The organism is Pseudochrobactrum sp. B5, from assembly GCF_001939785.1.
In the GTDB taxonomy this organism is placed as follows: Bacteria; Pseudomonadota; Alphaproteobacteria; order Rhizobiales; family Rhizobiaceae; genus Pseudochrobactrum; species Pseudochrobactrum saccharolyticum.
Genome location: NZ_MOYL01000001.1, coordinates 114,627 through 140,486, shown reverse-complemented (window position 1 = coordinate 140,486; position 25,860 = coordinate 114,627). Strand labels below are relative to the sequence as shown.

At 50.0% G+C, this 25,860-nt stretch carries 22 protein-coding genes and 1 tRNA gene; 6 read left to right on the top strand and 17 right to left on the bottom strand.

The window, feature by feature from the left end; genetic code table 11:
* The first annotated feature begins 16 nt into the window (after nt 1-16).
* Genes mnmG through BKD14_RS00685 form a run of 4 tightly spaced genes read left to right on the top strand, consistent with a single transcriptional unit; the run spans nt 17 to nt 4,326 of the window.
* The gene (gene mnmG / locus BKD14_RS00700) at nt 17-1,912 is read left to right on the top strand and encodes a tRNA uridine-5-carboxymethylaminomethyl(34) synthesis enzyme MnmG (RefSeq protein ID WP_075654707.1); all 1,896 of its coding nucleotides are present in this window, start codon (nt 17-19) and stop codon (nt 1,910-1,912) included.
* On the top strand, nt 1,909-2,541 hold the full coding sequence (gene rsmG / locus BKD14_RS00695; protein WP_022709110.1) for a 16S rRNA (guanine(527)-N(7))-methyltransferase RsmG: 633 nt from the start codon (nt 1,909-1,911) through the stop codon (nt 2,539-2,541). The genes mnmG and rsmG overlap by 4 nt, the downstream gene beginning before the upstream one ends.
* Before the next feature lie 54 nt (nt 2,542-2,595).
* Complete coding sequence (locus BKD14_RS00690) at nt 2,596-3,396, top strand: ParA family protein (protein WP_022709109.1); 801 nt, start codon at nt 2,596-2,598, stop codon at nt 3,394-3,396.
* Nucleotides 3,397-3,447: 51 nt separating this feature from the next.
* Nucleotides 3,448-4,326 (top strand): ParB/RepB/Spo0J family partition protein, encoded by an 879-nt coding sequence (locus BKD14_RS00685; protein WP_075653913.1) that lies wholly within the window; start codon nt 3,448-3,450, stop codon nt 4,324-4,326.
* 58 nt (nt 4,327-4,384) lie between these two features.
* On the opposite strand, the gene holA is transcribed toward BKD14_RS00685, so the two are convergent.
* From holA to BKD14_RS00650, 7 genes are all read right to left on the bottom strand, one after another.
* Entirely contained in the window at nt 4,385-5,431 is a 1,047-nt protein-coding gene (gene holA / locus BKD14_RS00680) for a DNA polymerase III subunit delta (RefSeq protein ID WP_075653912.1), read from the bottom strand.
* Between the two features lie 108 nt (nt 5,432-5,539).
* Nucleotides 5,540-6,334 carry an ABC transporter ATP-binding protein gene (locus BKD14_RS00675; RefSeq protein WP_022709106.1) on the bottom strand — a complete coding sequence of 265 codons (795 nt, stop codon included), beginning with the start codon at nt 6,332-6,334 and terminating at the stop codon, nt 5,540-5,542.
* Complete coding sequence (locus BKD14_RS00670; protein WP_075653911.1) at nt 6,331-7,212, bottom strand: ABC transporter permease; 882 nt, start codon at nt 7,210-7,212, stop codon at nt 6,331-6,333. Before BKD14_RS00670 ends, BKD14_RS00675 begins: the two co-directional genes overlap by 4 nt.
* A gap of 348 nt (nt 7,213-7,560) precedes the next feature.
* The gene (locus BKD14_RS00665) at nt 7,561-8,529 is read right to left on the bottom strand and encodes an ABC transporter substrate-binding protein (protein ID WP_075653910.1); all 969 of its coding nucleotides are present in this window, start codon (nt 8,527-8,529) and stop codon (nt 7,561-7,563) included.
* Nucleotides 8,530-8,750: 221 nt separating this feature from the next.
* Nucleotides 8,751-9,878 carry an NAD(P)-binding domain-containing protein gene (locus tag BKD14_RS00660; RefSeq protein WP_175576046.1) on the bottom strand — a complete coding sequence of 376 codons (1,128 nt, stop codon included), beginning with the start codon at nt 9,876-9,878 and terminating at the stop codon, nt 8,751-8,753.
* A gap of 85 nt (nt 9,879-9,963) precedes the next feature.
* A tRNA-Arg gene (locus BKD14_RS00655) sits at nt 9,964-10,040 on the bottom strand.
* Nucleotides 10,041-10,192: 152 nt separating this feature from the next.
* Nucleotides 10,193-11,389, bottom strand: a complete 1,197-nt coding sequence (locus tag BKD14_RS00650; RefSeq protein WP_075653909.1) for a M20 aminoacylase family protein — start codon at nt 11,387-11,389, stop codon at nt 10,193-10,195.
* Nucleotides 11,390-11,814: 425 nt separating this feature from the next.
* Here BKD14_RS00650 and BKD14_RS00645 point away from each other — a divergent pair, with 425 nt between their 5' ends.
* Both BKD14_RS00645 and BKD14_RS00640 read left to right on the top strand, forming a co-directional pair.
* The gene (locus BKD14_RS00645; protein WP_139316338.1) at nt 11,815-12,897 is read left to right on the top strand and encodes a D-alanyl-D-alanine carboxypeptidase family protein; all 1,083 of its coding nucleotides are present in this window, start codon (nt 11,815-11,817) and stop codon (nt 12,895-12,897) included.
* Between the two features lies 1 nt (nt 12,898).
* Nucleotides 12,899-14,065, top strand: coding sequence for a GTP-binding protein (locus tag BKD14_RS00640; protein WP_075653908.1), 1,167 nt, complete (start codon nt 12,899-12,901; stop codon nt 14,063-14,065).
* A gap of 110 nt (nt 14,066-14,175) precedes the next feature.
* On the opposite strand, the gene BKD14_RS00635 is transcribed toward BKD14_RS00640, so the two are convergent.
* The 10 genes from BKD14_RS00635 to BKD14_RS00590 form a co-directional block, all read right to left on the bottom strand.
* The gene (locus BKD14_RS00635) at nt 14,176-14,409 is read right to left on the bottom strand and encodes a sulfurtransferase TusA family protein (RefSeq protein WP_022709333.1); all 234 of its coding nucleotides are present in this window, start codon (nt 14,407-14,409) and stop codon (nt 14,176-14,178) included.
* A 1-nt stretch (nt 14,410) separates the two neighbouring features.
* Complete coding sequence (locus BKD14_RS00630; protein WP_075653907.1) at nt 14,411-15,643, bottom strand: murein L,D-transpeptidase family protein; 1,233 nt, start codon at nt 15,641-15,643, stop codon at nt 14,411-14,413.
* 342 nt (nt 15,644-15,985) lie between these two features.
* Nucleotides 15,986-16,939 (bottom strand): acetyl-CoA carboxylase carboxyltransferase subunit alpha, encoded by a 954-nt coding sequence (locus BKD14_RS00625; RefSeq protein ID WP_075653906.1) that lies wholly within the window; start codon nt 16,937-16,939, stop codon nt 15,986-15,988.
* 134 nt (nt 16,940-17,073) lie between these two features.
* Entirely contained in the window at nt 17,074-18,009 is a 936-nt protein-coding gene (gene xerD, locus BKD14_RS00620; protein ID WP_075653905.1) for a site-specific tyrosine recombinase XerD, read from the bottom strand.
* Nucleotides 17,999-18,226 carry a hypothetical protein gene (locus tag BKD14_RS00615; RefSeq protein WP_075653904.1) on the bottom strand — a complete coding sequence of 76 codons (228 nt, stop codon included), beginning with the start codon at nt 18,224-18,226 and terminating at the stop codon, nt 17,999-18,001. Before BKD14_RS00615 ends, xerD begins: the two co-directional genes overlap by 11 nt.
* A 258-nt stretch (nt 18,227-18,484) precedes the next feature.
* Nucleotides 18,485-19,891: a dihydrolipoyl dehydrogenase gene (lpdA, locus tag BKD14_RS00610; RefSeq protein WP_022712271.1), complete on the bottom strand. Its 1,407-nt coding sequence runs from the start codon at nt 19,889-19,891 to the stop codon at nt 18,485-18,487.
* A 72-nt stretch (nt 19,892-19,963) separates the two neighbouring features.
* Complete coding sequence (locus tag BKD14_RS00605) at nt 19,964-20,401, bottom strand: hypothetical protein (protein WP_139316337.1); 438 nt, start codon at nt 20,399-20,401, stop codon at nt 19,964-19,966.
* 159 nt (nt 20,402-20,560) lie between these two features.
* Nucleotides 20,561-21,220, bottom strand: coding sequence for a LysE family transporter (locus BKD14_RS00600; RefSeq protein ID WP_022712273.1), 660 nt, complete (start codon nt 21,218-21,220; stop codon nt 20,561-20,563).
* Nucleotides 21,221-21,319: 99 nt separating this feature from the next.
* Nucleotides 21,320-22,537: a 2-oxoglutarate dehydrogenase complex dihydrolipoyllysine-residue succinyltransferase gene (gene odhB, locus BKD14_RS00595; protein ID WP_075653902.1), complete on the bottom strand. Its 1,218-nt coding sequence runs from the start codon at nt 22,535-22,537 to the stop codon at nt 21,320-21,322.
* A 79-nt stretch (nt 22,538-22,616) separates the two neighbouring features.
* A complete protein-coding gene (locus BKD14_RS00590) occupies nt 22,617-25,613 on the bottom strand; it encodes a 2-oxoglutarate dehydrogenase E1 component (protein WP_075653901.1) in 2,997 nt (998 codons plus the stop codon).
* Nucleotides 25,614-25,860 lie beyond the last annotated feature (247 nt).

The following is a 25,860-nucleotide window of genomic DNA, read 5'->3' as shown; positions in this document are numbered from 1 at the left end:
CAAACAAGTTTTGGATATGATTATGACAGGTTTTTACGACGTCATTGTTATTGGTGGTGGTCATGCCGGTACAGAAGCTGCCGCAGCATCAGCAAGAACCGGCGCTAAAACTGCTTTAGTAACGCATCATTTTGATACGATTGGTGTTATGTCCTGTAATCCAGCTATTGGCGGATTAGGAAAGGGACAGCTTGTCCGTGAAATTGATGCGCTTGATGGCTTGATGGGCAAGGCGGCTGATCAGGCAGGTATTCAGTTTCGTCTATTGAATCGTCGTAAAGGTCCTGCTGTTCGTGGCCCGCGCACTCAGGCGGATCGCAAATTATACCGTCTGGCTATTCAAAACTTCATCAGAGAACAGCAAAACCTGACGGTCATTGAAGGTGGTGCAGCAGATATTCTCGTTGAAAATGGTGTAGTCAAAGCTGTTCAACTCATGGATGGTACAATTATCAATTGTGCATCTGTTGTGCTGACAAGTGGAACATTCTTGAATGGCCTGATTCATATTGGTGAGAAAACTATCCCTGCTGGACGCATGGGTGAAAAACCGGCACTAGGACTATCTGAACGTTTGATTGGTCTTGGCTTTGCTTTAGGTCGTTTGAAAACCGGTACGCCTTGCCGTATTGATGGCAAGACGATTGACTGGGCAAGTCTGGATAAACAATCAGCAGATGAAGATCCGGTTCCGTTTTCAATGATGACGGATAAGATCACAGTACCACAAATTGATTGCGGAATTACACGGACAACGGATGCGACGCATCAATTGATCCGCGATAACATCCATCGCTCGGCAATGTATTCAGGGAATATTGAAGGCATTGGCCCTCGTTATTGTCCGTCGATTGAGGATAAAATCGTCAAGTTCGGTGACCGTGACGGGCATCAGATTTTTCTTGAGCCGGAAGGTCTTGATGATGATACTGTTTATCCGAATGGTATTTCGACCAGCCTGCCGGAAGATGTGCAGCTTGATATTTTGAAAACCATACCCGGATTGGAGCATGCCGAGATGCTGCAGCCGGGCTATGCTATTGAATATGACTTTATTGATCCGCGTGAGTTGCAGCGCAGTCTTGAAACACGTCGGGTTAAAGGTCTGTTCTTAGCTGGCCAAATTAATGGTACAACCGGTTATGAAGAGGCCGGAGCACAAGGCTTACTTGCTGGTTTGAACGCTTCCCGACATGCCGGTGGCAGTGAGCCGGTTATTCTTCAGCGTACAGAAGCCTATATCGGTGTGATGATTGATGATCTGACAGCGCGTGGTGTTAGTGAACCATATCGCATGTTTACATCGCGTGCAGAGTTCAGACTTTCACTTCGTGCAGATAATGCCGACAGTCGTTTGACGCCTTTGGGTGAAAACTGGGGACTTATTGGTTCAGCGCGGCAAACACGCTTTAATGACAGAAAACAAGAGCTGGATCAGGCAAGGGAGCTTGCTCAATCTTTGTCCATTACACCGAATGCTGCGGCTGGTTTTGGTTTGAATCTCAACAAAGATGGGATTCGCCGCACGCTTTATGATCTGCTTTCCTATCCGGATATTAATCTCGAGCGTCTCACAGAAGTCTGGCCGGAGCTTTCTGGTTTGTCTTCTGCGACAAAAGAAGCTCTGGAAATTGAAGCGCAATATTCCGTTTATCTGGATCGCCAGACAGCTGATATTGCTGTGATGGAACGCGAAGAGCAGTTGATTATACCACGATCAATACATTTCTCGACAATTTCTGGTCTGTCCCTTGAATTGAAACAAAAACTTGAGAAACGCCAGCCCTCAAATATTGCAGAAGCGCAAAGAATTGAGGGGATGACGCCTGCTGCAATCGCATTATTGATAACACATATCCGCAGACATGGTATTGCACAGGATATTTCGGGTGATTTGGCAAAACCAGCATGACAAAAGATAAATATTTTGATTCACTGAAACAAATATACCCATCTGTTTCACGTGAAACAGCCGATGATTTGATTGGTTTTGAAACGCTGTTCAAAAAATGGTCCAAAGCAATCAATCTGGCTTCGCCGAATACACTGGAAACACTGTGGGAACGACATATTCTTGATAGTGTTCAGCTTTTTAAACTGGCACCTCAAGCAAAACAGTGGCTGGATTTGGGATCAGGCGGCGGTTTCCCAGGTGTGGTTTTGGCAATACTGCTGAAAGAAACCGGCGGTTCAATAAGACTGGTTGAGAGTAACAGTAAGAAATCAGCGTTTTTGAGAAATGCATTGGCTCAGTTCCAGACGCGCGGACAGGTTGTGAATGCCAGAATTGAAAGCTGTTATCAGCAAATTCAGGTTCCGGAAATCATCACTGCCAGAGCCTTGGCTTCGCTGGACAAGCTGTTTGAACTGACAGAACCGTGGATGACAAAAGGTGCTAAGGCTTTGTTTCAAAAAGGGCGGGACTATCAGCGTGAAATTGATGAAAGTCTGCTGAACTGGAAATTTGACCTTGTACGACATGGAAGCGCAATAGAAGCGGATTCAGTCATTTTGGAAATCAGTAATTTACAACGCCGTTGAATGGCAATGACATTGAATGAGCATTGAAAACGGAAGTTATTCGGGACAATTATTATGAATAACAGAACACGGATTATAACGATCGCGAACCAGAAAGGCGGTGTGGGGAAAACCACAACGGCTATTAATCTGGCGACTGCTTTGGCTGCAATCGGTGAAAATGTATTGATTGTTGATCTCGATCCGCAGGGCAATGCCAGTACCGGACTTGGAGTAGACCGTAAAAATCGTCCATTGTCATCTTATGATGTGCTGACGCAGAATGCTTCTGTGCCGGATGCAGCAATTGCGACTGATGTACCAAATCTTTATCTGGTTGCATCGACACTGGATTTGCTCGGTATTGAAATGGAAATTTCCCATGCACCGGACAGAACCAGACGTTTGCGTGATGCGCTGCGCTTTGATTCAGGTATTGCCGATCATTTCAGCTATATTCTGATTGATTGTCCGCCGTCACTCAATCTTCTGACATTGAATGCAATGGCTGCCGCAGACTCTGTTCTGGTGCCGTTGCAATGTGAGTTTTTTGCTCTGGAAGGTCTGAGCCAGTTGCTCGAAACTGTCAATCAGGTGCGCAATTCGCTTAATCCTGAATTGTCGATTCAGGGGGTTGTGCTGACCATGTATGACAGCCGAAACAATCTGGCCAATCAGGTTGTTGATGACGTGCGCGCCTTTATGGGCGAGAAGGTTTACCGGACTGTTATTCCGCGCAACGTGCGGGTATCGGAGGCACCGTCTCATGGTAAACCGGCTATTCTTTATGATCTGAAATGCGCGGGAAGTCAGGCCTATCTTCAACTGGCATCCGAAGTGATCCAGCGGGAACGCCAGCTTCGTACCGCAGCATGAAACTGACTATTCGATTCGACTACGTAACAATTTGCAGAAAGCATTCAACTGATGAACGATGATCCTTCAAAAAAGCGTCTTGGTCGCGGTCTGGCAGCTCTGATTGGGGATATCGACCGGCCTGTGGAAGAACGTAAGGCACCGGTTCCGCTTGAACGTTATGTGCCTATTGAATTTGTAAGCCGTAATCCGCGCAATCCGCGTCGCATTTTTACGGAAGCTGAGCTGGAAGATCTGGCACAGTCCATTCGTGAACATGGCATTGTACAGCCAATTGTCGTGCGTCCGGCACCGGAAAATCGTGAGCATTTTGAGCTGATTGCCGGTGAACGCCGCTGGCGTGCGGCACAGCGTGCCGGTTTAACCGAAATTCCGGTTATTATGCGCGATGTGGATGATCGCGTTGCTCTTGAGCTGGCAATTATCGAAAACGTTCAGCGTGCTGATCTGAACCCTGTTGAAGAAGCAATGGGCTATCAGCTGCTGATTGATGAGCATGATTATACGCAGGCCGATCTGGCGCAGGTTATCGGCAAGAGCCGCAGTCATGTTGCAAATACGTTGCGTCTTCTTAAACTGCCGACAGAAGTGCAGGGACTGATCAATGATGGTGCTTTGACTGCCGGTCATGCGCGCACACTGATTACAATGGAAAATCCTCAGGCTGTTGCAGAACGCATCGTCAAAGAAGGTCTGTCAGTCCGTCAGGTTGAGGCTCTGTCTCAGGCTGAGAGCAAGGGTATTCCGGCGGTTAAGCCAGAACGTGCACCGGTAGAAAAAGATGCTGATACACGGGCATTAGAAAAACTGCTTTCTGATGTAACCGGTATGAAAGTTGAAATTAATCATCGTGATCGTGGTGGTGAAGTTCGCATCCGTTATAGTTCTCTTGAACAATTGGATGAAATTTGTCGCCGCTTGCAAAGCTGATTTACTAAAAAATAAAAGAAAAGCCGGTCTGAGTACCGGCTTTTTTATTATGATGAAATCAACGTCTTTGTTTATTTCTTATTGCTTCTACTGTCAGAGCAATAAAAGCCTGTCTGATGATTGCAGTTGAAAGTGCCGAATTCTGACGACTTTCCAGAACTGTGCGCTGAAGCCTGTCTGTCACCTTGTTGAGCGCTGCAACGCTCCAGAGTCCTAAAGCCGTCTCAACCAGCTTTTTACGGGCGAAGAAAATCGGTGGTTTTGCAGAATTGACAACAAGTCCTGCCGGTAGATTTCCTGTTTCCATAGCATAGCGCAATGTCTGTAATTGGCTGAACTGGCGGATAGCCGAATTGACGAGCAGGAAAGGGTGGGTGCCGGTATTAACCACGCGGTCAAAGGCAATGTTGAACTTTGGCAGATCACCGATCAGAACAGCGTCGATTACCTCATCCTGAGAAAGAGCGGCGACATCGCCGACAGATTCCCGCACATCTTCAAGCTCAATACGCTGCTGGCCGCGCGCATAAAGGCAAAGCTTTTCAAGTTCACCGCGTGTGGCCAGACGGTCGCCACCAAGGCTCAGGCGCAGAAACTGACGGGCATCATTGGAAATTTGCAAATGATTGGCTTGCAACACATCGTCGATCAAACCGTCAATGCCGCGCGCATCATCGCTATAGCAGGGCAGAGCCATGGCTGTGGAGCCGTTTTCCACATTGGTGCGCAGTGCTGCACCTTTTTTCAGATCACCGGCCTCAACCAGAATATAGGTGTCCTGAGGTGGTTCTGAAATTAGGTTTTTAACGGCCTCAGCCAGATTTTTTTGTGCCGAAGCATTTTTAATCCAGATCAGACGATCTCCGCCGAACATGGAAATTGTTCTGGCTTCATCGATCAGGCGGGCAGGGTCTTTGTCTATTTCATCCGCTTCAATGCGCAAAACCGCAAACGGATCATCGAGAGGCAGGCCGGTCAATTTGGCGAATTTTGCGCCGCGCTCACTAACAAGACCTTTGTCGGGACCATAGAGCAAGACTACCGTTCCGGTTTGAGCCGGACGCGCGAGAAACCCGTCAACTTCATGTGCTTTTTTCTGTGCCATATGTCTGCTTACAACAAAGGCAGCTAAAGTGAAATCCGTGTTTCAGCTTTCAAATAAAAATGCCGCGGGATGAGCGCGGCATTTTCAAGTTTCAGATGACAGTCCTATTTATTGGATCAGCAATGCATCATCATCCAGTGTTTCACCACGTACTTTTTTGAACATATCAATCAGGTCTTTAACAGTGAGGTTCTTACGCTCATCGCCGGAAACATCGAGGATGATATTACCGCCATGCAGCATGATTGTACGGGTACCGTAATCAAGTGCCTGCTGCATGGAGTGCGTTACCATCATCGTCGTCAGCTTGTTTTCACTGACCAACTTGGCTGTGAGTTTCATGATGAAATCTGCCATGCCCGGATCAAGCGCAGCCGTATGTTCATCAAGCAGCAAGACTTCTGATTTTGTCAGGGTGGCCATGATGAGAGACAGTGCCTGACGCTGACCACCGGAGAGCAGATCCATACGATCCTGCACACGGTTTTCCAGACCGAGATTAAGCCCTGCAATGCGCTCGCGGAACAGTTCACGACGCTTATGATTAAGCGCATGGGACAAGCCACGCTTTTGGCCGCGCATGGCAGCGAGGGCAAGGTTCTCTTCAATCGACAATGCCCCGCAGCTGCCGGTCAGCGGGTCCTGAAACACGCGTGCTACCATGGAGGCACGGTCAGCGGTCGATTGTTTGGTGACATCTTTATTGCCGATCAGGATTTTTCCTTCAGAGGCCTGAACATCACCGGCGAGGGCACCGAGCAGGGTTGATTTACCCGCACCATTGGAACCAATCACGGTAACAAATGTGCCTTCTTCAATCTTCAGATTGATGCCGGAAAGTGCCTGTTTCTGCAGAGGTGTGCCACGACCGAATACAACACCAAGATTTGAGACTTCAATCATTTGGAAGCTCCTCCGCGACGAAGGCGTGGCAGAATGAGTGCCAGTGTCACCAGTACAGCTGTTGCCAGATTAAGGTCAGATGCTTTGAGCCCGATGAAATCACTGCTCAGCGCCAGCTGGATGGCGATACGATAAAGTATGGAACCAATGATACAGCCGATCAGCGCCCAAAGCAAAAAGCGCGTGCGGAATAATGTTTCACCGATAATCACCGCGGCAAGACCGACAACAATTGTACCGACACCGGAGGTGACATCTGCAAAGCCGTTTGTCTGGGCAAATAATGCGCCGCCAAGAGCAACCAGAGCATTGGACATAGCCATGCCGAGATAAATCTGACGATCGGTTTTCACGCCCTGTGCGCGTGCCATACGCGCATTGGTACCGGTTGCACGCATGGCAAGGCCGATATTGCTTTCCAGAAAACGCCAGATGAGCAGGGCGGCGATGATAACAAGAACGCCAACAAAAAGCGGACGCACATAATATTCAGGAACACCTAATCCATAAAAAGGTGAGATCATTGTATCCTGATTAATCAGAGCGACGTTCGGCTTGCCCATCACACGCAGATTGACTGAGAAAAGCGCAGTCATGGTAAGGATGGAGGCCAGAAGATTAAGGATGCCGAAGCGGATATTCAATGTTGCGGTTACAAGTCCGGTAACAGCGCCTGCCATCATGGCAATCAGCGCGGCAAGCCACGGATTAACACCGGCAATAATTAAAACAGCAGTAACAGCGGCGCCGAGTGGAAAGGAACCATCCACAGTCAGATCTGGAAAATCAAGCACACGAAACGACAGATATACGCCGAGGGCTACAAATGAAAAGACCAGACCTAATTCGACCGCACCCCAAAAAGCGATCAGACTCACAATAATGTTCCTTCGGCTTGTGCAGACGGCCGGCACTCTCAAACGGGTCAATCACAGTTCTGTTTTGACCGTCTGATAATACGGGGCAGCCTGCCTGTTGAAATCTGAGTATCTTTTGTTTTGCGGTCTGTGCCGGATTTAAAAGATACAAAGGAGATGATCCGGATATTGAGGTCTTAAAAATTGAACCCGAATATCCGGATGATGAAAAACCGGTAAAGCTGCTTTACCGGCTAGAGCATAATTCCTTAAACTTGAATCAGTTTAAGGTAAAATTATGCTCTAATTTTAAAGTGTTAGAGCAAGTTTTGTGTGCCAAGTCTGGCACACGGCGCTCTAGAATATAGATTATTCTTTGATGACTTTGCTTGCGCGGTCGACCACAGCCTGCGGGATTTCAATCCCCATTTTCTTTGCTGCAACCAGATTGACAACCAGATCTGTACCGGCGGCAACTTTCACCGGAATATCACCTGGCTTTTCGCCCTTCAGAATACGGACAACAACTTCACCGGTCTGCTTGCCAACATCATAATAGTTGAAACCGAGAGCGATGAAAGCACCGCGGCTGACGGAATCTGTATCGGCAGTCATCAGAGGAATCTTGGCTTCTTCCGCAACACTGACCGCACCTTCAAGCGCAGAAATAATAGTGTTGTCGGTCGGGATATAAATCAGGTCTGCTTTACCGATCAAAGCGCGGGCTGCGCCCTGAACTTCAGCCGATTTGGTTGCAGCTGATTCAACCACTTCCAGACCACCTTCTTTGGCCGCAACTTTCAGGCCTTCGAGAAGCGAAATCGAATTGGCCTCACCGGAATTATAAAGGAAGCCGATGGTCTTTACATTCGGAGCTACTTCTTTGATCAGTTTGATGTGATCAGCAACCGGTGAAAGATCGGACAGACCGGTGACATTGCCGCCAGGCTTTTCCATGCTTTTAACAAGCTGTGCGCCAACCGGATCAGACACGGCAGTAAACACAACCGGAATATCACGGGTGCCGGAAACCACGGCCTGCGCAGATGGTGTGGAGATCGGTACAATTACATCCGGTGCTTCACCGATGAACTGACGGGCGATCTGTGCAGCTGTCGCAGGATTGCCCTGAGCAGACTGATAGGTGAATTTCAGATTTTCACCTTCTTTAAAACCGGCTGCGGCCAGTGCATCTTTTACACCGTCGCGGGCAGCATCAAGAGCCGGATGTTCAACAATTGCTGTGACAGCAACACTGACATCTTTGGCATTTGCCGGTGCAGCAATCATTGTTGTGGCCATAGCTGTCGACAGCAAAGCCAGGAAAAGTGTACGCATGAAAATCTCCCTCTGTTCCGCGTCCCGATCAAAACGAATAATCAGTTCTCGGAGAGAGGTCAACGCGCATCATATGGGATAGTCAAGAGGCGGACACTTTAGCGCTATTCTTACCGGCAGGCGTGGCGGTAAAAGCATAGTTGTTTCACGTGAATCATCGTGGTTAGCAAAAACTTAACGGCATTTTTTATGATTTATCGATTTCACGAAATCAAAATCCGTTATGCATATTGTTTATTCAGCTCAAGATATTCGCTCAGCTCTTTAGCTGCTGCAGCGCCTGCGCGATTGGCTCCGATGGTTGATGCCGATGATCCATACCCAACCAGATGAATGCGCGGATCTTTGACAACTTCTGTTGCCAGTCTGCCGCCCATAATAATGCCGCCATTGGTTTCGCGGATTTGTAATGGTGCAAGATGATCCAGTGAGCTGCGGAAGCCGGTACACCATAAGATGACATCGGCACGTTGTTCTGTGCCGTCTGCCCAACGGATACCTGTTTCTGTTATCTCGCTGAACATTGGCAGGCGGTTTAATGCACCACGTTCACGGGCAGCATGCAAAGCAGGGGTGAGGGGAATACCGGTTACAGAAACAACAGAGCCGGGTATCAAACCGCGGCGGACACGATCTTCGACAATAGCCACAGCTGCTCGGCCATCTTCTTCTGTAAATGGTGTTTCACGAAATTGCGGTTCGCTGCGGGTTACCCATGTTGTTGTGGTGACTTGTGAAATTTCATCAAGCAGCTGCAGAGCGGAAATACCGCCACCGACAATGACAACATGTTTACCGATGAATGCTTCAGCTGTCTGATAATCGCGGGTATGAAGCTGCTGTCCTTTGAAAAGTTCAGCACCGGTATAATGCGGTATGACCGGTGTCTCCCATGTGCCGGTGGCATTGATTAATCCGCGGGCAGTGAAAGTTTCCCTATCGGTTTCAATACGAAAACGCTCATTGCGCTCACAAACAACATTGACGCTCACCGGTCTGTAAACCGGCAAATGAAACTTCTTTTCATAGGCCGCATAATATCGGGGAACAGCAATGGATGCTTTGACCTCTGATACTTCGGGCTCCAGAACATCTGCGAAAGACATACCCGGAAGGTCATGAATCCGGTTTACTGTGCTGAGTGTGAGGGAAGGCCAGCGATATTGCCATGCGCCGCCGGCATCGGGCGATTTATCGAGAATGATAAAATTGCGGCCTGCTTTCAGACCCAGTTTTTGCAGATGATAAGCAGATGATAAACCGGCCTGTCCGGCACCAATAATCAGAATATCGGTTTTAAAGGCCATATGCAGTGCCGGTTTTGTTACAGTCTCTTGATTATCATTCATGGCCAGAATCCGCTTTATTGAACAACTAAACCTTACTTAGGTTTTTGTTCCGTTCATACAAGCGGTTGGTAGGGGGAGAGAGAAATGGTGATCCCGACTGGATTCGAACCAGTGGCCTACAGATTAGGAATCTGTCGCTCTATCCTACTGAGCTACGGGACCGGATAGTATGGTGCACACATACTGATTTTTTGACCGTAAGCCAAGGGCAGGCAGGGCAGAAAATACCGGAATAGTCTGATGAGAAATAAAAAAGCGAAGAGGGGATTATGCCTCTTCGCTGAACAGAAACCTGTTTAATTTGCAGTCTGAGATCAGGCTGCGATTTTCTCAGCCGGCGCTAGCTGCGCGTCTTTGAGACGATATTGTGCAAGCTCAACCCAATAGCTCATGCCAAAGGGCAGGGCATCATCATTAAAATCATAGGCCGGATGATGCAGGTTTGCGCTCTCGCCATTGCCGAGGAAAATATAGCAACCCGGACGCGCTTCGAGCATATAGGAGAAATCCTCACCACCCATCATTGGTTCAACTTCACGGGTGATCGGGCCATTGATACTGACCTTGTCAGCAACATCGGCGGCGATTTCTGTCTGGCCGGAATGGTTGAATGTCACCGGATAGTTGTTTTTAAAATCAAGATCGATCTTGATATTGTTGAGCAGACCAAAGGCTTCACAATGGGCACGCATACGCTGTTCGGCAAAAGCACGGTTGTGCTTTGTGAGGCTGCGTACTGTGCCCGCGAGCACGGCTTTTTCCGGAATGATATTGTAAGCTTCACCGGCATTAAATTTGGTGACCGAGATTACCAGTGAATCCAGCGGGTTTGATCCACGTGAAACAATGCTCTGCAATGCGGTGACCAGCTGGGAGCCGATGACGATCGGATCAATATTGCGATGCGGCTGTGCGGCATGGCCGCCTTTGCCGTTGATGGTGATGGTAAACTCATCAGTCGCGGCCATGATCGGGCCTTTGCAAACGGCCAGTTCACCGACAGGAATGCCCGGCATATTATGCATGCCGTAAACTTCAACAATATTGAAGCGCTCCATCATACCGTCTTTGACCATAGCCAGACCACCGGCACCGCCTTCTTCGGCAGGCTGGAAAATGACGATGACTTCGCCGTAGAAATCACGGGTCTCGCAGAGAATTTTTGCAGCACCGAGCAGCATGGATGTATGACCGTCATGGCCGCAGGAATGTGCCTTGCCCGGATTTTGCGAAACCCATTCCGGTGTGCCGGTTTCAGTTAGCGGTAATGCATCCATATCCGCACGCAGACCGATTGCCTGACCCGCACCTTTTTTGCCTTTAATGACGCCGACAACACCGGTGCGTCCGATACCGGTCACAACTTCATCACAGCCGAATTCACGCAGTTTTTGTTCTACAAATGCCGCAGTTTCATGCACGTCATAGAGTAATTCCGGTTTGCTGTGTAAATGTCTGCGCCACAGGCTGACTTCCTGTTTTAATTGTGCGGCGCGATCTAAAAGCGGCATTTCTGTTCTCCGAACCTGTGTGCCTCTCCTCCGAGGCATTATGAGCGAGGCGGTATGTGGACTGCATAAAACTGAAATCACTCGTCACAGTAATGATGCAATAAAATTATACACACTATGAGCGGGTGTGGGTAAAACACAACGCTCTCAGATAACATAGTGTGTTTTATAAAATTTCGCCAATCGGTCTTTGCCTTTTATGCGGTGTCTGAGGTAGAAAAGTTTACTTAAGAAAAATGTGCAGGCATTTTTTCTGATGACCGGATTTTTGCCGCTTTATACCGTTTGTAGACCTGACAAAACAAATGCAGGTTCTGATCTGCGGTGAAGCAGGATATAGTTCCGGATATCTGAATACCGAATATTACGCCTTGAAAGGTGGTCATCCCATGATCCCGAATATTTTAAAACAATCTGTTCTGGCAATGACTGTCTCATGCCTTGCAATTTCGCAGGCTGTTTCAGTGGCGCAAGCCAATCCCTACATGGCTGTTGATGTGTCGACCGGTAAGGTATTGGCGCATAATGATGCTTTTAAGCGCTGGTATCCGGCATCGCTGACCAAAATGATGTCAGCCTATGTGGTGTTCCGTGCTTTGCGCTCCGGTCAGAAAACACTGGAATCGCCGGTGCGTATGTCTGTTGCAGCGACAAAAGAACCGCCGAGCAAAATGGGCTATAAGGCCGGTTCGGTGATGACACTGGACAGTGCTTTGAAAATCATGATGGTGAAATCCGCCAATGACGTGTCCGTTGCGGTGGCTGAATCCGTTGGCGGCAGCAAAGCCGGATTTGCAAAAATGATGAATGCCGAGGCAAGACGCATTGGCATGTTCGGTTCAAACTTTACCAATCCGCATGGTCTGCCTGATCCGAACAATTATTCGACCGCGCGCGATATGGCTTTGCTTGCCGCGCAGCTGCGTCGTGAATTTCCTGAATATGCCCATTACTTTAATACGGAAGCGATTGATCCGGGTGAGGGCAAAAAAGTTCAGGCCAATTACAATATTCTGCTCGGCCGGTTTAACGGCGCTGACGGTATGAAAACCGGCTTCATCTGCGCTTCCGGATTTAACCTCGCCGGCTCTGCAACCCGAAACGGCCGTACAATTGTTGCTGTTGTGCTGGGTGCTGCCAAACAGGAAGACCGCGCTGTGCAGGCTGCGGAATTGCTGCAAAATGGGTTTGCTACCCGTGGCGGCGGCGGTGCAACACTTGCCAGCCTTGTGCCTTATGGCAGCAATAATAATCAGGTCACAGATTTGCGGGCGCAGATTTGCAGTCAGCAGGCTATGTCGGACCGCTGGGACGGTCGTGATGTGGAAGGCCGTTTGAAAATCAATTCGCCTTATATTACGGCGATGACCCGTGAACCGGTTGCGGTTCCTGTCGGACTGGTTGCCAAAGCACCGGAAGTGCAGGCAGGCGGCGTGCTGCATATTTCACAAGTACCGATTCCGCTGCAGCGTCCTATGCGCGGTAATCTGACAACAGCAGTGAATTAACATGTCCTTCAAACCGATCAGCGTTTCTGTGCTCACAGGTTTTCTGGGAGCAGGAAAAACCACATTACTCAACCGGCTGCTGAAAGATCCTGCCTTGCAGGATACGGCGGTTATCATCAATGAATTTGGTGATGTCAGTATAGATCATCTGCTTGTTGAGCAGACGGCTGACGGGGTTATCCAGCTTGCTGACGGTTGCCTCTGCTGCACCGTTCGCGGTGAGCTGGTGGATACGCTGGCGGATCTGATTGAACGGGTCCAGATGGGCAAGATCAACGCTTTGCAGCGCATTGTGATCGAGACAACCGGTCTGGCTGATCCGGTGCCGGTATTGCAGGCGCTGATGGGGCATCCGGTTTTAATGCAGGTTCTGAAACTGGACGGTGTGATTACCGCAGTTGATGCTGTGAATGGTATGGCGACATTGGATGCCCATATCGAGGCCGTGAAACAGGTTGCTGTTGCCGACCGGATTGTTCTGACCAAATCTGATCTTGCCGATACAGCACAGCTTGCAGCTTTAAAGACGCGGATCAGAAACCTTAATCCGGCAGCCGAAATCTATGACAATGTTGCAGACGATATCGGTTATGCAGCTTTGTTTGATTGCGGATTGTACAATCCGGCAGGCAAGACACCGGACGTGCAGAACTGGCTGAAAGCAGACAGTTATGATGATCATCATGACCATCACGACCACGTTTGTGAGATACATGGTGCAGGCTGTTCCGGCCATCATCACGGTGAACATGGACATCATCATCACCACCATCACGATGAGACAATCCGTTCATTCTCGCTGAAACATGATGCGCCGGTACCTTTTGCAGCCATTGAAATGTTTCTGGATTTGCTGCGCTCTACCCACGGCGACAAATTACTGCGCATGAAAGGGATTATCGCTGTTGCAGAAGATGCTGAACGACCGCTGGTTATTCACGGTGTGCAGCAGATTTTGCATCCGCCTGTGCGTCTGAAAAGCTGGCCGCAGGAATTGCAGGACAGCAAATATCAGACACGTCTGGTTCTGATTACCAAAGATCTGGATGAGACCTATATACGTGATCTGTTTGATGCGTTTTTAGGCAAGCCGCGTATTGATCAGGCTGATGCACAGGCGCTAACCGACAATCCGCTGGCTATCCCCGGTTTTTCCATGAAGGGCTAAAAGTCTTAGAGCGGTTTACGTCCAGATTGGATCATAGTGCTCGCTCCAGATTCGTTATTTGGTCGCATTATCACGGGCGTCAAGTTGATCCAACTTGACTGTGAAATGCTTTAGCCCTTTTGTATCAGAAAATGAAAAACCCGACCCTCATTCTGCTGTTCCAGCAGAATATGCCCTTCTGACTGGCAGAAATGGGCAATATCGAGTGGGGAAAGCGGATCAGTGGTTTCAATCCTGATCCGGTCACCGGCAGACAAGTCTTGCAATTTTTTACGGGTTTTCAAAACAGGTAAGGGGCATTGCAGCCCCTTAAAATCATAAAAAACTTCAGCTTCAGCGGTCATTTTATTGGCCGGTCAGCCGGTTCCAGAGAGATTTCTTCTCAGCTGTTGTAGCCGGCATATCCGGTGTTACCTGAGGGGCAACAACGGCTGCTGCTGCCGGATTATTGTTCGGCACAGGAACAGAAGCGGTTGCATTCTGATCCAGAACAGGCTGGGCTGCTGCCGGTACATTAGCTGCAACCGAGGTTGCAGCAGGTGCTGTTACAGGTGTCTGAGCGATCGCTGTCGGTGCTGCAGTATCCGGTGCGCCCGGTGTCTCGGAAGAGGCAGGGCTTAAGGATGGCGGCGTGCGGGATACTTTCTCACCACGTGCGCGGCGTGCACTCCAGTCAGATACCAGTTTTGCTTCCTGAACACCCATGATTGAAGGCGCAGGCTGTTTTTTCGATGATTTATTCAGCGCGCTCGAAAACGCTGCATCATAGGTTTTCTGGTAGCTGGAATAAGCAGACTGGATTGAATCCGGCTGTGACATTGGCGGGCAGGCGGCAGAAGCCGAAAGTCCCTGCTGTCCCGGGAAGTTCTGATTAAAGACGTAACGCTTGCCGCAAACATCGACTTTCGGCGGTACTTTTGTAATTTCGAACTGGTCATAGCCTTCTTTAAGCATGGTCCAGAACTGATAATTCGGATCATTCTTATAACGCGCCATATTGGCGGCAGTCATACGGAACGGATAGGCCTGAACCTGAAAATCGCGCTGACCGCCCTTAAAGGCATCGCGTCCGAAAGCATAAATTTCGGACATGCTTTCGTCAGTCATGGAATAGCAACCGGCGGAAGAACAAGCGCCATGCACCATCAGATGCTGACCGGTACGGCCATTGGCGCGGTCATAGGCATTCGGAAAGCCAAGATTGAATGACAGGTAATATTGGGAGTTCGGGTTCATCTGCGCAGCAGAGACCGAATAGAAACCTTCCGGTGCCTGACGGTCACCCTCTATATATTTAGGACCGAGCTTGCCTGACCATTTGCAGATCTCATAGGACGCAACCATGTCATAGCGGCCATTGGTTTTCTGTTTCCAGACTTCCAAAACGCCTTCTTCCTTGAAGATACGCGCCATAACCGGCGATGTCTTGTTCATGCCCTTGGCTTTGATTTTAGCCAGAACTTTGGAAGGCAGCTCACGCTCTGCTTTGGCACCGACACCATCAAAGACTGAACCCTGACAACCGGCAAGTGCTACGGTTGCGATCAGTGAAGCAAAAATTGCAGTTCTGAGTTTCATGAGTGTCACCGGCAATATTAGGCAAGAGTTGGAACAAAATATCCTGAAATAGCAAAAAGGCAAATTTTCAGCCGCGATCAGTTTGTCCCGTAGTATCGGTCAGTATGATTGATAAAGTGTTATTAACTTAGCATCGGGCAATATTTACAGCAAATGACCTGTATTGACCATATGCCTTAGAGCAGTTCCTGTGACGGCTGAATTGCCGGAACAGCTCTCTTTTTTTGTTAAGCACATTGTCCAACGTAAAACGGCTTAGCACTTTTGCCGGAAATGCTCTTAAAACATAAAGGCCGCGCTGGTTGCGCGGCCTTTATGTGGAACAAGTGGTTGAAATCACAATCAGAGATTACGACCCATGGCCAGATATTTCTGACGACGTTCCTGTTTCAGTGTTTCACCGTCCACGCCTTCAAGAGATTTCAGCGCTGTTGCAATCACTTCGCCTGCAGCATCGATAATCGCATTTTTACCGCGATGTGCGCCGCCGAGAGGCTCAGGAATAATATTATCAATGATTTTCAGCTCAAGCAGATCCTGCGCTGTGATGCGCATATTGGTGGCTGCATCTTTGGCACGGGTCGAATCACGCCACAGAATAGAAGCAGCACCTTCCGGTGAGATCACCGAATAGATTGCATGTTCGAGCATGTAAACGCGGTTGGCGACAGCAATCGCAATCGCACCACCGGAACCGCCTTCACCGATCACAACCGTGATAACCGGTACACGCAGTTTCAGGCTCATTTCCAGCGAGCGGGCAATGGCTTCTGCCTGACCGCGCTCTTCCGCACTCACACCCGGATAGGCACCGGCAGTATCAATGAATGTGATTACCGGCAGTTTGAAACGGTCAGCCAGCTCCATGATACGGATGGCTTTACGATAGCCTTCCGGACGCGGGGAACCGAAATTATGTTTCAGGCGGGTCTTGGTGTCATTGCCTTTTTCCTGACCGAGCACCGCAACAGCCTGACCGTTAAAACGCGCAAAACCGGCCTGAATGGCCTGATCTTCGGCAAAGTTACGGTCACCGGCCAGCGGCGTGAATTCTGTAAACAAGCGGTTCACATAATCCAGGCAATGCGGACGGTCCGGATGACGGGCGATCTGCACTTTCTGCCAAGGGGTGAGTTTGCGGTAAATATCTTTCAGCGCGTCGCTAGAGCGCTTTTCAAGGCGCCGTATCTCATCACTCATCTCGACACTGCCGCTTTCCTGCGCCAGCTTTTTCAGTTCGAGGATCTGACCATCGAGATCTGCGACGGGTTTTTCGAAATCAAGGTAATTATACATATGACCTGACTATTACGCTCCGGAGACTAAAACCATCAGACATTAAGGTCTGAGAGAGGGTTTCATCTGTCCTATATAGATTGTCTGACAGAAAAATCTATCTGCCGAATATGTTTCTCTTAAACTTCATAGCGTCAATCGGCAAGCGGATGATGCGTTGCAACGAGCTGATGCAGTCTTTCTTCCAGCACATGGGTATAAATTTGTGTCGTAGAAATGTCCGAATGGCCTAATAATTGCTGAACGGCACGTAAATCTGCACCATTTTGCAAAAGATGACTGGCAAAGGCGTGACGCAGCACATGGGGAGAAACCGCAGCCGCTGCAATACCGGCACGCGCTGCCAGTGCTTTCAGATCACGGGCAAAGACCTGCCGTGCCAGATAACCGCTTTCTGAGCGGGCAGGAAACAGCCAGGGACTATCCTGCCATTCCGGTACTCTGTCACGCAGACCCACATAAAGCTGCAGGACATTCTGCGCTTTGACCGAGAGCGGCACCATGCGTTCCTTGGCACCTTTACCGCGCACCAGCAGAAAGCGTTGATTGCTGCGGATGGTTTTTTCCGGCAATCCTACAAGCTCGCTGACACGCATACCGGTGGCATAGAGCAGTTCCAACAACGCATGCAGACGCACGGCGTTGAAGTAGCCGCTCATATCTTCCTGGGGCTGCGCTTCTGTTTCAGCCTGCGCCAGCAGCTTTGAAACTGTGTCTTCGCTCATAATTTTAGGCAGTGCCTGATTTTTCTTCGGCGCATCGATGATACCGGTCGGATCGTCGCTGCGCATACCTTCAGTATAGAGAAAGCGGAAGAATTGTCGCAAAGAGGAGAGGCGGCGTGCCTGTGAAGTGGAAGCGAAGCCCTGAATATTCATCTCATCAAGGCAGGCTTTAATATCGACGGAATTGGCTGAAACCAGTCCGGTTTTGCGGCCTGCCATAAATTCCGCAGCGGTTTCCAGATCGCGGCGATAGGATTCCAGCGTATTCTCGGCGGCACCCCGTTCAGCACTCATCATTTCCAGAAACGAGTCGATTGCAGCATCTGTTGAGAGATTATTCTGCATCTTCAGCCTCCGGTTCACCCTCTGTATAGGGCGATGGCACAGGGGCCGGGCTGACAGGTGCTGTATCGCGCGGTTGCTGCACCATTTTATGCGCCGGTACGCGAACAATAATCTCTGATGTCACCGGACTGACCGTTTTCACAAGCACCAGCATCAGCCCGTAAATACAGGCAGAAATCAGAGCCAGAATGATAATCAGGCGGGTGAGAGTCGGCATAAGGGTAATAGTGCTTTCACAGTGACAAAGATATTTGGTGCCATTGTGCCCTGATAATCTCAATAAAGCCTAACCAAATTCGACAGGAAAAAGAAAAGGCCCGGTAAAAACCGGGCCTCGCATTCTGTATAATCCGCAGATTACATCAAACCAATTATATCAAGGCGCTAAGATGCTGACGCATCACGCCTTGAAAAAGTTCAATCGCCACTCGGGCTTAACCAAAACTCCATGAGTCATACTCATAGGGTTTTGGTATTACATATGAATTGGCTTGTCATAAGTGGCCATTGCCGATTCACGAACAGCTTCCGACATGGTCGGATGTGCGTGGCAGGTACGGGCCAGATCTTCAGAAGAACCGCCAAACTCCATCAAAACGGTCAGTTCGTGGATCATTTCACCGGCATTGTAACCGAGGATATGCGCACCCAGAACTTTGTCTGTGGCTTTGTCAGCCAGAATTTTCACAAAACCGTCTGTGTGCTGCATAGCGCGTGCACGGCCATTGGCTGTGAACGGGAATTTGCCGACTTTATATTCAATACCGGCAGCTTTCAGTTCTTCTTCGGTTTTGCCGACAGAAGCAACTTCCGGCTGGGTGTAAACAACGCTCGGGATCACATCAAAATTGACGTGGCCTTTCTGACCGGCGATGATTTCTGCAACGGCAACGCCTTCATCTTCGGCTTTGTGCGCCAGCATCGGGCCTTTAACCACGTCGCCGATTGCATAAATGCCGGCAACATTGGTCTGCCAATGGTCGTTGATCGCAACGCGGCCGCGTTCATCAAGAGCAACACCGGCTTCGGCCAGACCCAGACCATCTGTGTAAGGACGACGGCCGGTCGAAATCAGAACGGCTTCAGCTTCAAGGGTCACTGCATCGCCGCCTTTAACAGGTTCGAAAGTCACCTTGGCGCCATTGCCGGATTTTTCAACTGCAGTCACTTTGGCGCTGAGTTTGAAATCAATGCCCTGTTTAGCCAGCATACGCTGGAACTGCTTGGAAACTTCACCGTCCATGCCGCCGAGGATCTTGTCGAGATATTCAACAACAGTCACTTTGGCACCCAGACGCGACCATACGGAACCGAGTTCCAGACCGATCACGCCGCCGCCGACAACAACCAGAGTTTCAGGCACTTTGGTGAATTCCAGCGCGCCGGTTGAAGAAACAATGACTTTCTCGTCAATATCAACATTAACGCCCGGAATACCGGCAACATCAGAACCGGTGGCGATGATGATGTTTTTGGTTTCGAGTTCTTTGACAGAACCGTCTTCAGCAGTGACAGAAACTTTGCCTGCAGCAACAACTTTACCAAAACCGGTGAAAGCTTCGATCTTGTTCTTCTTGAACAGGAATTCAACGCCGCTGGTGTTGGCTTTAACAGTTGTTACTTTGTGCGCCAGCATTTTTTCGAGATTCAGCTTCGGTGCGCTCACTTCAACGCCGAGCGCGTCGAAAGAATGACCGGCTTCCGCAAAAACTTCAGAAGCGTGCAGCAATGCCTTTGAAGGGATACAGCCGACATTGAGGCAGGTGCCGCCGAAAGTGCTGCGTTTTTCAACAACGGCAACTTTCAGGCCGAGCTGGGCAGCTTTGATAGCTGCAACATAACCGCCAGGGCCGGTACCGATAACAACGACATCATAAGACATTGCTTAATCCTTTTAACTCTTTTTAAGTCCGTTCAGGCAGGGGATTTCTGCATGAAGACAAGGGTCGATCTTTTATTCTTCGGGTGTGCAGGCTTTAAAGCGAAACACTTCCCAGTTCAGCGGCTCGGCCGGTTTGGCCGTTCCAAAATCATAACTGTCCAGCATACTGACAAAATCCGGCAGGAGGATTGCTGCGGCAGCCGGTTCATCATTGCGGGGCAGAAACTCTGCATCTGCACCATCTTTAAGCGCATATACTACGCCCTGCCAGATTGTGCAGTCATCAATTTCATCTTCAGCATTATCGTCACCCGCACAATTATAGGTGATCATGGCTGTCGGGCGGGCTGCACCGTCTGTCCATTGCACAGTGCCCTGTAATTTGAATTCAGGTTTGTCATTGGCAATGATGGTGAAACTGTTGCCTGACTGCTCATCATCTTTTTGAACAGGGCTGAAAGTCAGTGTGTAATTCTGGTCTTTGTCGGAATAGGCGGCGCGGTTCTGCATACAGGCGGCTGAGGCAGCAGCAGTGGCGGTCAGCAGAATCGTACAGCTTGCGAGACAGGCAATAGTCTTTTTGAAAATGGCTGATTTGATAGGCATTGTTCCCTCACCGGGCTTGTCAATTCTGATTTACAGCATCGGCCTGAAGCACGATCCGTAGTTCTAATGGGCTTGCTGACTGGCCAGCTTAATTCCTAATCCGATAAATACCATACCGGTCACGCGATTAAACCATGCACCCAGAGCGAAAAAGCGTTTACGCACGGGTTCCAGCGTAAAGAACAAAGTCACAATTGCAAACCAGCCGATGACGACGATTGCGATCAGAATCCCGTAAATACCCTGAATTGCAGCCGGTGTTTCATGGCTGACAAGGGATGAGAACAGGGAGAGGAAAAACAACACGGCTTTCGGGTTCAGCGCATTGGTGATGAAACCCATAGTAAAGCAGCGCTTGGCCGAAATTGCTTTTTGTTGTGGTTGAGCAGCTTCGCCGTCTGTCTGAAGAATTTTATCTGCATCGGCTGCATTGAGCGGTTTTTCCCGCAGCGCCTTGATGCCGAGATAAAACAAATAGGCAGCACCTGCCCATTTAATCAGCGAAAACAGAAACAGAGACTGGGATACGATCAGGCCGATGCCGAGGATCGTATAGGAGATGTGGAACATCAGCGATGCGCCGATGCCAAGACTGGTGATGAAGGCTGCACGGCGGCCATGCACAATGCTCTGACGCACAATCAGCGCGAAATCCGCACCGGGTGCTACGAGCAGGATCACGAATACCGCCATCAGACCGGTGAATTCGATCACATACTGCATGAGAGGCTCCGTGAGATCAGAAAAAGAAAGAGCCGCAGGGCTCAGAAAAGATGCAGTTGAAAAGAGCGCTGTCGCGGGACAGCGCTCTTAGTCAGTTTATTACAGGTCGAGAACCAGACGTTCCGGATCTTCCAAACTGTCCTTCACGCGAACGAGGAAGGTCACAGCTTCTTTGCCGTCTACGATACGGTGATCGTAGGACAGAGCCAGATACATCATCGGACGGATAACGATCTGACCGCCGACAACAACCGGACGTTCCTGAATTTTGTGCATGCCGAGAATACCGGACTGCGGTGCGTTCAGGATCGGGGAAGACATCAGGGAACCATATACACCACCATTGGAGATGGTGAATGTGCCGCCCTGCATATCAGCCATGGAAAGCTGACCGTCACGGGCTGCACGGCCGAGACGACCGATTTCTTTTTCGATTTCAGCAATCGACATCTGGTCGGCATCGCGAACAACAGGAACCACGAGACCCTTGTCAGTACCGACAGCAACGCCGACGTGAGCAAAGTTCTTGTAGATGATGTCTGTGCCGTCGATTTCGGCATTAACAGCAGGAATTTCTTTCAGAGCATGGGTTACAGCTTTGGTGAAGAAACCCATGAAGCCGAGCTTAACGCCGTGCTTCTTCTCGAAGATATCTTTGTAGCGTGAACGCAGATCCATAACAGCCGACATGTCGACTTCGTTATAAGTGGTCAGCATGGCTGCAGTGTTCTGAGCATCTTTCAGACGACGTGCAATAGTCTGACGCAGACGGGTCATTTTCACGCGTTCTTCGCGTGGTGCATCACCAGCAGGGGATGCAGGACGTGCAGCAACTGGAGCGGCGGCGGCTGCAGGTGCAGTGCCTTTTGCCAGAGCGGCAAGAACATCACCTTTGAGAACCTGACCACGCTTGCCGGAACCGTCAACCTGATCACTGTTCAGACCGGCTTCAGCCATCAGCTTGGCAGCAGCAGGAGCGGCTGGCATGGAAGAGGTAGTTGCGGCAGGTGCAGCAGCGGCTACAGGCGCTGCGGCTGGCGCAGCAGCAGCAGGTTTGGCTTGAGGAGCAGCAGTTGCGCCCGATGCATCAATCTGGCCGAGGAGGGCATCGAGACCAACATTGTCACCTTCCTGAGCGGTGATTTCTGTCAGAACGCCGGAAACAGGCGCAGGAACTTCAATAGAAACCTTGTCGGTTTCCAGTTCAACCAATGGTTCATCAGCAACGATAGCGTCGCCGACTTTTTTGAGCCATTTGCCGATGGTTGCCTCTGTGACGGATTCCCCGAGGGTGGGAACGCGGATTTCGGTTGCCATGGTTTTATCTTCCCTGGATCTTTAATCTGAATGATAGGCGACCCGCTGAGGATAAATCAGCGGGTCAGAAATTTAAATTTTAAGAACCGAGCGCATCTTCAAGGAAGGCTGCGAGCTGTTCAAGATGCTTGGACATCAGACCTGTTGCAGGCGATGCGGCAGCCGGACGGCCTGCATAGCGGGCACGCGGATATTTCGCATCAATATGCGCCAGAACCCATTCCAGATAAGGCTCGATGAACGACCATGCGCCCATATTCTTCGGCTCTTCCTGACACCAGACGATTTCTGCACCGCGGAAGCGGGACAGTTCGTTGATGAGAGCTTTTGCCGGGAACGGATAAAGCTGTTCAACACGCAGCAGGTAGATATCGTCGATACCGCGTTTTTCACGCTCTTCGTAAAGATCGTAATAGACTTTACCGGAGCAGAGAACCACGCGACGGATCTTGGCATCTTTCTGCAGCTTGATCGGCTGATCCTTGAGATATTGCGCATCATCCCACAGCAGGCGGTGGAATGTGCTGTCTCCGGACAGTTCGCTCAAGGAAGAAATCGCACGCTTGTGACGCAGCAGGGACTTCGGTGTCATCATGATCAGCGGCTTGCGGAAGTCGCGTTTCATCTGACGACGCAGAATGTGGAAGTAGTTTGCCGGTGTCGTAACATTGGCAACCTGCATATTATCTTCCGCGCAAAGCTGCAGATAACGTTCCAGACGTGCTGACGAATGTTCAGGACCCTGACCTTCATAGCCGTGCGGCAGAAGGCAGACGAGACCGGACATACGCAGCCATTTGCGCTCACCAGAAGAGATGAACTGGTCGAATACAACCTGAGCACCGTTGGCGAAGTCACCGAACTGGGCTTCCCACAGCACGAGTGCGCGCGGATCTGTCAGCGAGTAACCATATTCATAACCGAGCACAGCTTCTTCCGAAAGCATCGAGTTGATGGCTTCGTAAATTGCCTGGCCCTTCTGAAGATTATTCAGAGGGATATAGCGGCTCTGATTTTCCTGATCGTAAAGAACAGTGTGACGCTGCGAGAATGTACCGCGTTCCACGTCCTGACCGGAGAAACGGATCGGGTGACCTTCAAGGGACAGCGAACCGAATGCCAACGATTCAGCTGTTGCCCAGTCAATGCCTTCACCGCTGTCGATCATCTTTGAGCGATTGTCGAGGAAGCGCTGAATGGTGCGGTGTACGTTGAAGCCTTCAGGGGTTTCGGAAAGTTTCTTACCGATTTCCTTGAGGGTTTTCGCCGGTACGCCGGTTTTACCGCGACGCTGTTCATCAGCATTGTCAGCTGTGCGCAGACCTGCCCATGCACCGTCGAGCCAGTCGGCTTTATTCGGCTTGTAGTTCTGGCCGGCTTCGAATTCTGTTTCCAGCTTGTCGCGCCAGTCAGCTTTCATCTGGTCGATGTCAGCCTGTGTCAGAAGACCTTCGCCAATCAGCTTTTCACTGTAGAGCTGTACAGTGGTTTTGTGCTTGCGAATTTCTTTGTACATCAATGGCTGTGTGAACGCAGGCTCGTCGCCTTCGTTGTGACCGAAGCGGCGGTAGCAGAACATGTCCACAACAACCGGCTTATGGAAGGTCTGGCGGAATTCGGTTGCAACTTTTGCAGCGAAGACAACAGCTTCCGGATCATCACCATTGACGTGGAAAATCGGGGCTTCAATCATTTTCGCTACATCGGAAGGATATGGCGAAGAACGGGAGAAGGCCGGATTGGTGGTGAAACCGATCTGGTTATTGATGATGAAGTGAACTGTACCGGCAACGCGGTGACCGCGCAGACCCGACAGGCCGAGACATTCTGCAACAACGCCCTGACCGGCAAATGCCGCATCACCATGCAGCAGCAGCGGCATGACTTTGGCGCGTTCTGCCAAAGGTACGATTTCATCACGGGTACGACCAGCCAGCAGATCCTGCTTGGCGCGGGCTTTACCCATAACAACCGGATTGACGATTTCGAGATGCGAAGGGTTGGCTGTCAGCGACAGGTGAACGGAGTTACCGTCAAATTCGCGGTCGGAAGACGCACCCAGATGGTATTTAACGTCGCCTGAACCTTCCACATCATCCGGCGCATAGGAGCCGCCTTTGAATTCGTGGAAAATAGCGCGGTGGGGCTTGCCCATAACCTGAGAAAGCACGTTCAGACGGCCGCGGTGAGCCATACCGAAAATGATCTCTTTCACGCCCATGGAGCCGCCGCGCTTGACGATCTGTTCAAGGGCAGGGATCAGAGATTCACCGCCATCAAGACCAAAGCGCTTGGTGCCTTTGTATTTCACGTCGATGAACTGTTCAAAGCCTTCAGCTTCGATCAGTTTGGACATGATGGCTTTCTTACCTTCCGGTGTGAAAGCAATGCTCTTATTGGCGCCTTCGATACGCTCCTGAAGCCAGGCTTTTTCAGCCGGATCAGAAATGTGCATGAATTCAAAGCCGATTGTCGAGCAATAAGTACGCTTCAGAATATCGAGCATTTCGCGAACGGTCGCATATTCGAGGCCGAGCACGTTGTCGATGAAGATTTTGCGGTCAAAATCAGCCGGTGTGAAACCGTAATTTTCCGGAGCCAGTTCGTTATGATCATCCGGCTTTTCGGAAAGACCGAGCGGATCAAGATTGGCATGCAGGTGGCCGCGCATACGGTAAGCGCGGATCATCATGATCGCGCGAACACTGTCGCGTGCTGCCTGTGTAATTTCTGCTTCAGACAGAGCCGGTGCAGCAGCTGCAGCTTTGCCGCCTTTGCCTTTCAGCTTGTCTGTCATATGTTTTTCAACATCTGCCCAGTTGCCGTCGAGAGCATTGGTCAGCTCATCTTTCGGCGTCACAGGCCAGCTGCTTTTTTCCCAGGATGCACCGCGGGCATTTTCAATCACATCTTTCGGATTGTCACCGAGATTTGCGAAAAAATCGCGCCATTCTGCATTGACCGAATTCGGATCGGTTTCATATGCAGCATAGAGCTCCTCAATATAGTCGGCATTGCCGCCATAGAGAAACGAGGTCAGGGCGAAAACGTCATTGGCTTCTTCTTGCCGTGCCATTGTCCTTGCCGGAGTATCCACTCCGTCTCCTTATACCGGCCATACCGGAAAATCTTCCGGTCCCGTTTTAAGTTGCTGGTCTGTTGTCTCTGTTCTGAGAAATAGTGCGTTTGTACTGATTTCCAACAGAAACGGGCATAAGTTTTAGTCTAGCGAACCCGGTTCAGGCTTCAGGCGTGCCATGGGCCACGAACCGGGCTTTTTAGAGGCAGTCACGCAGTGCGACTGCCAATATTCTTTTAGTTCA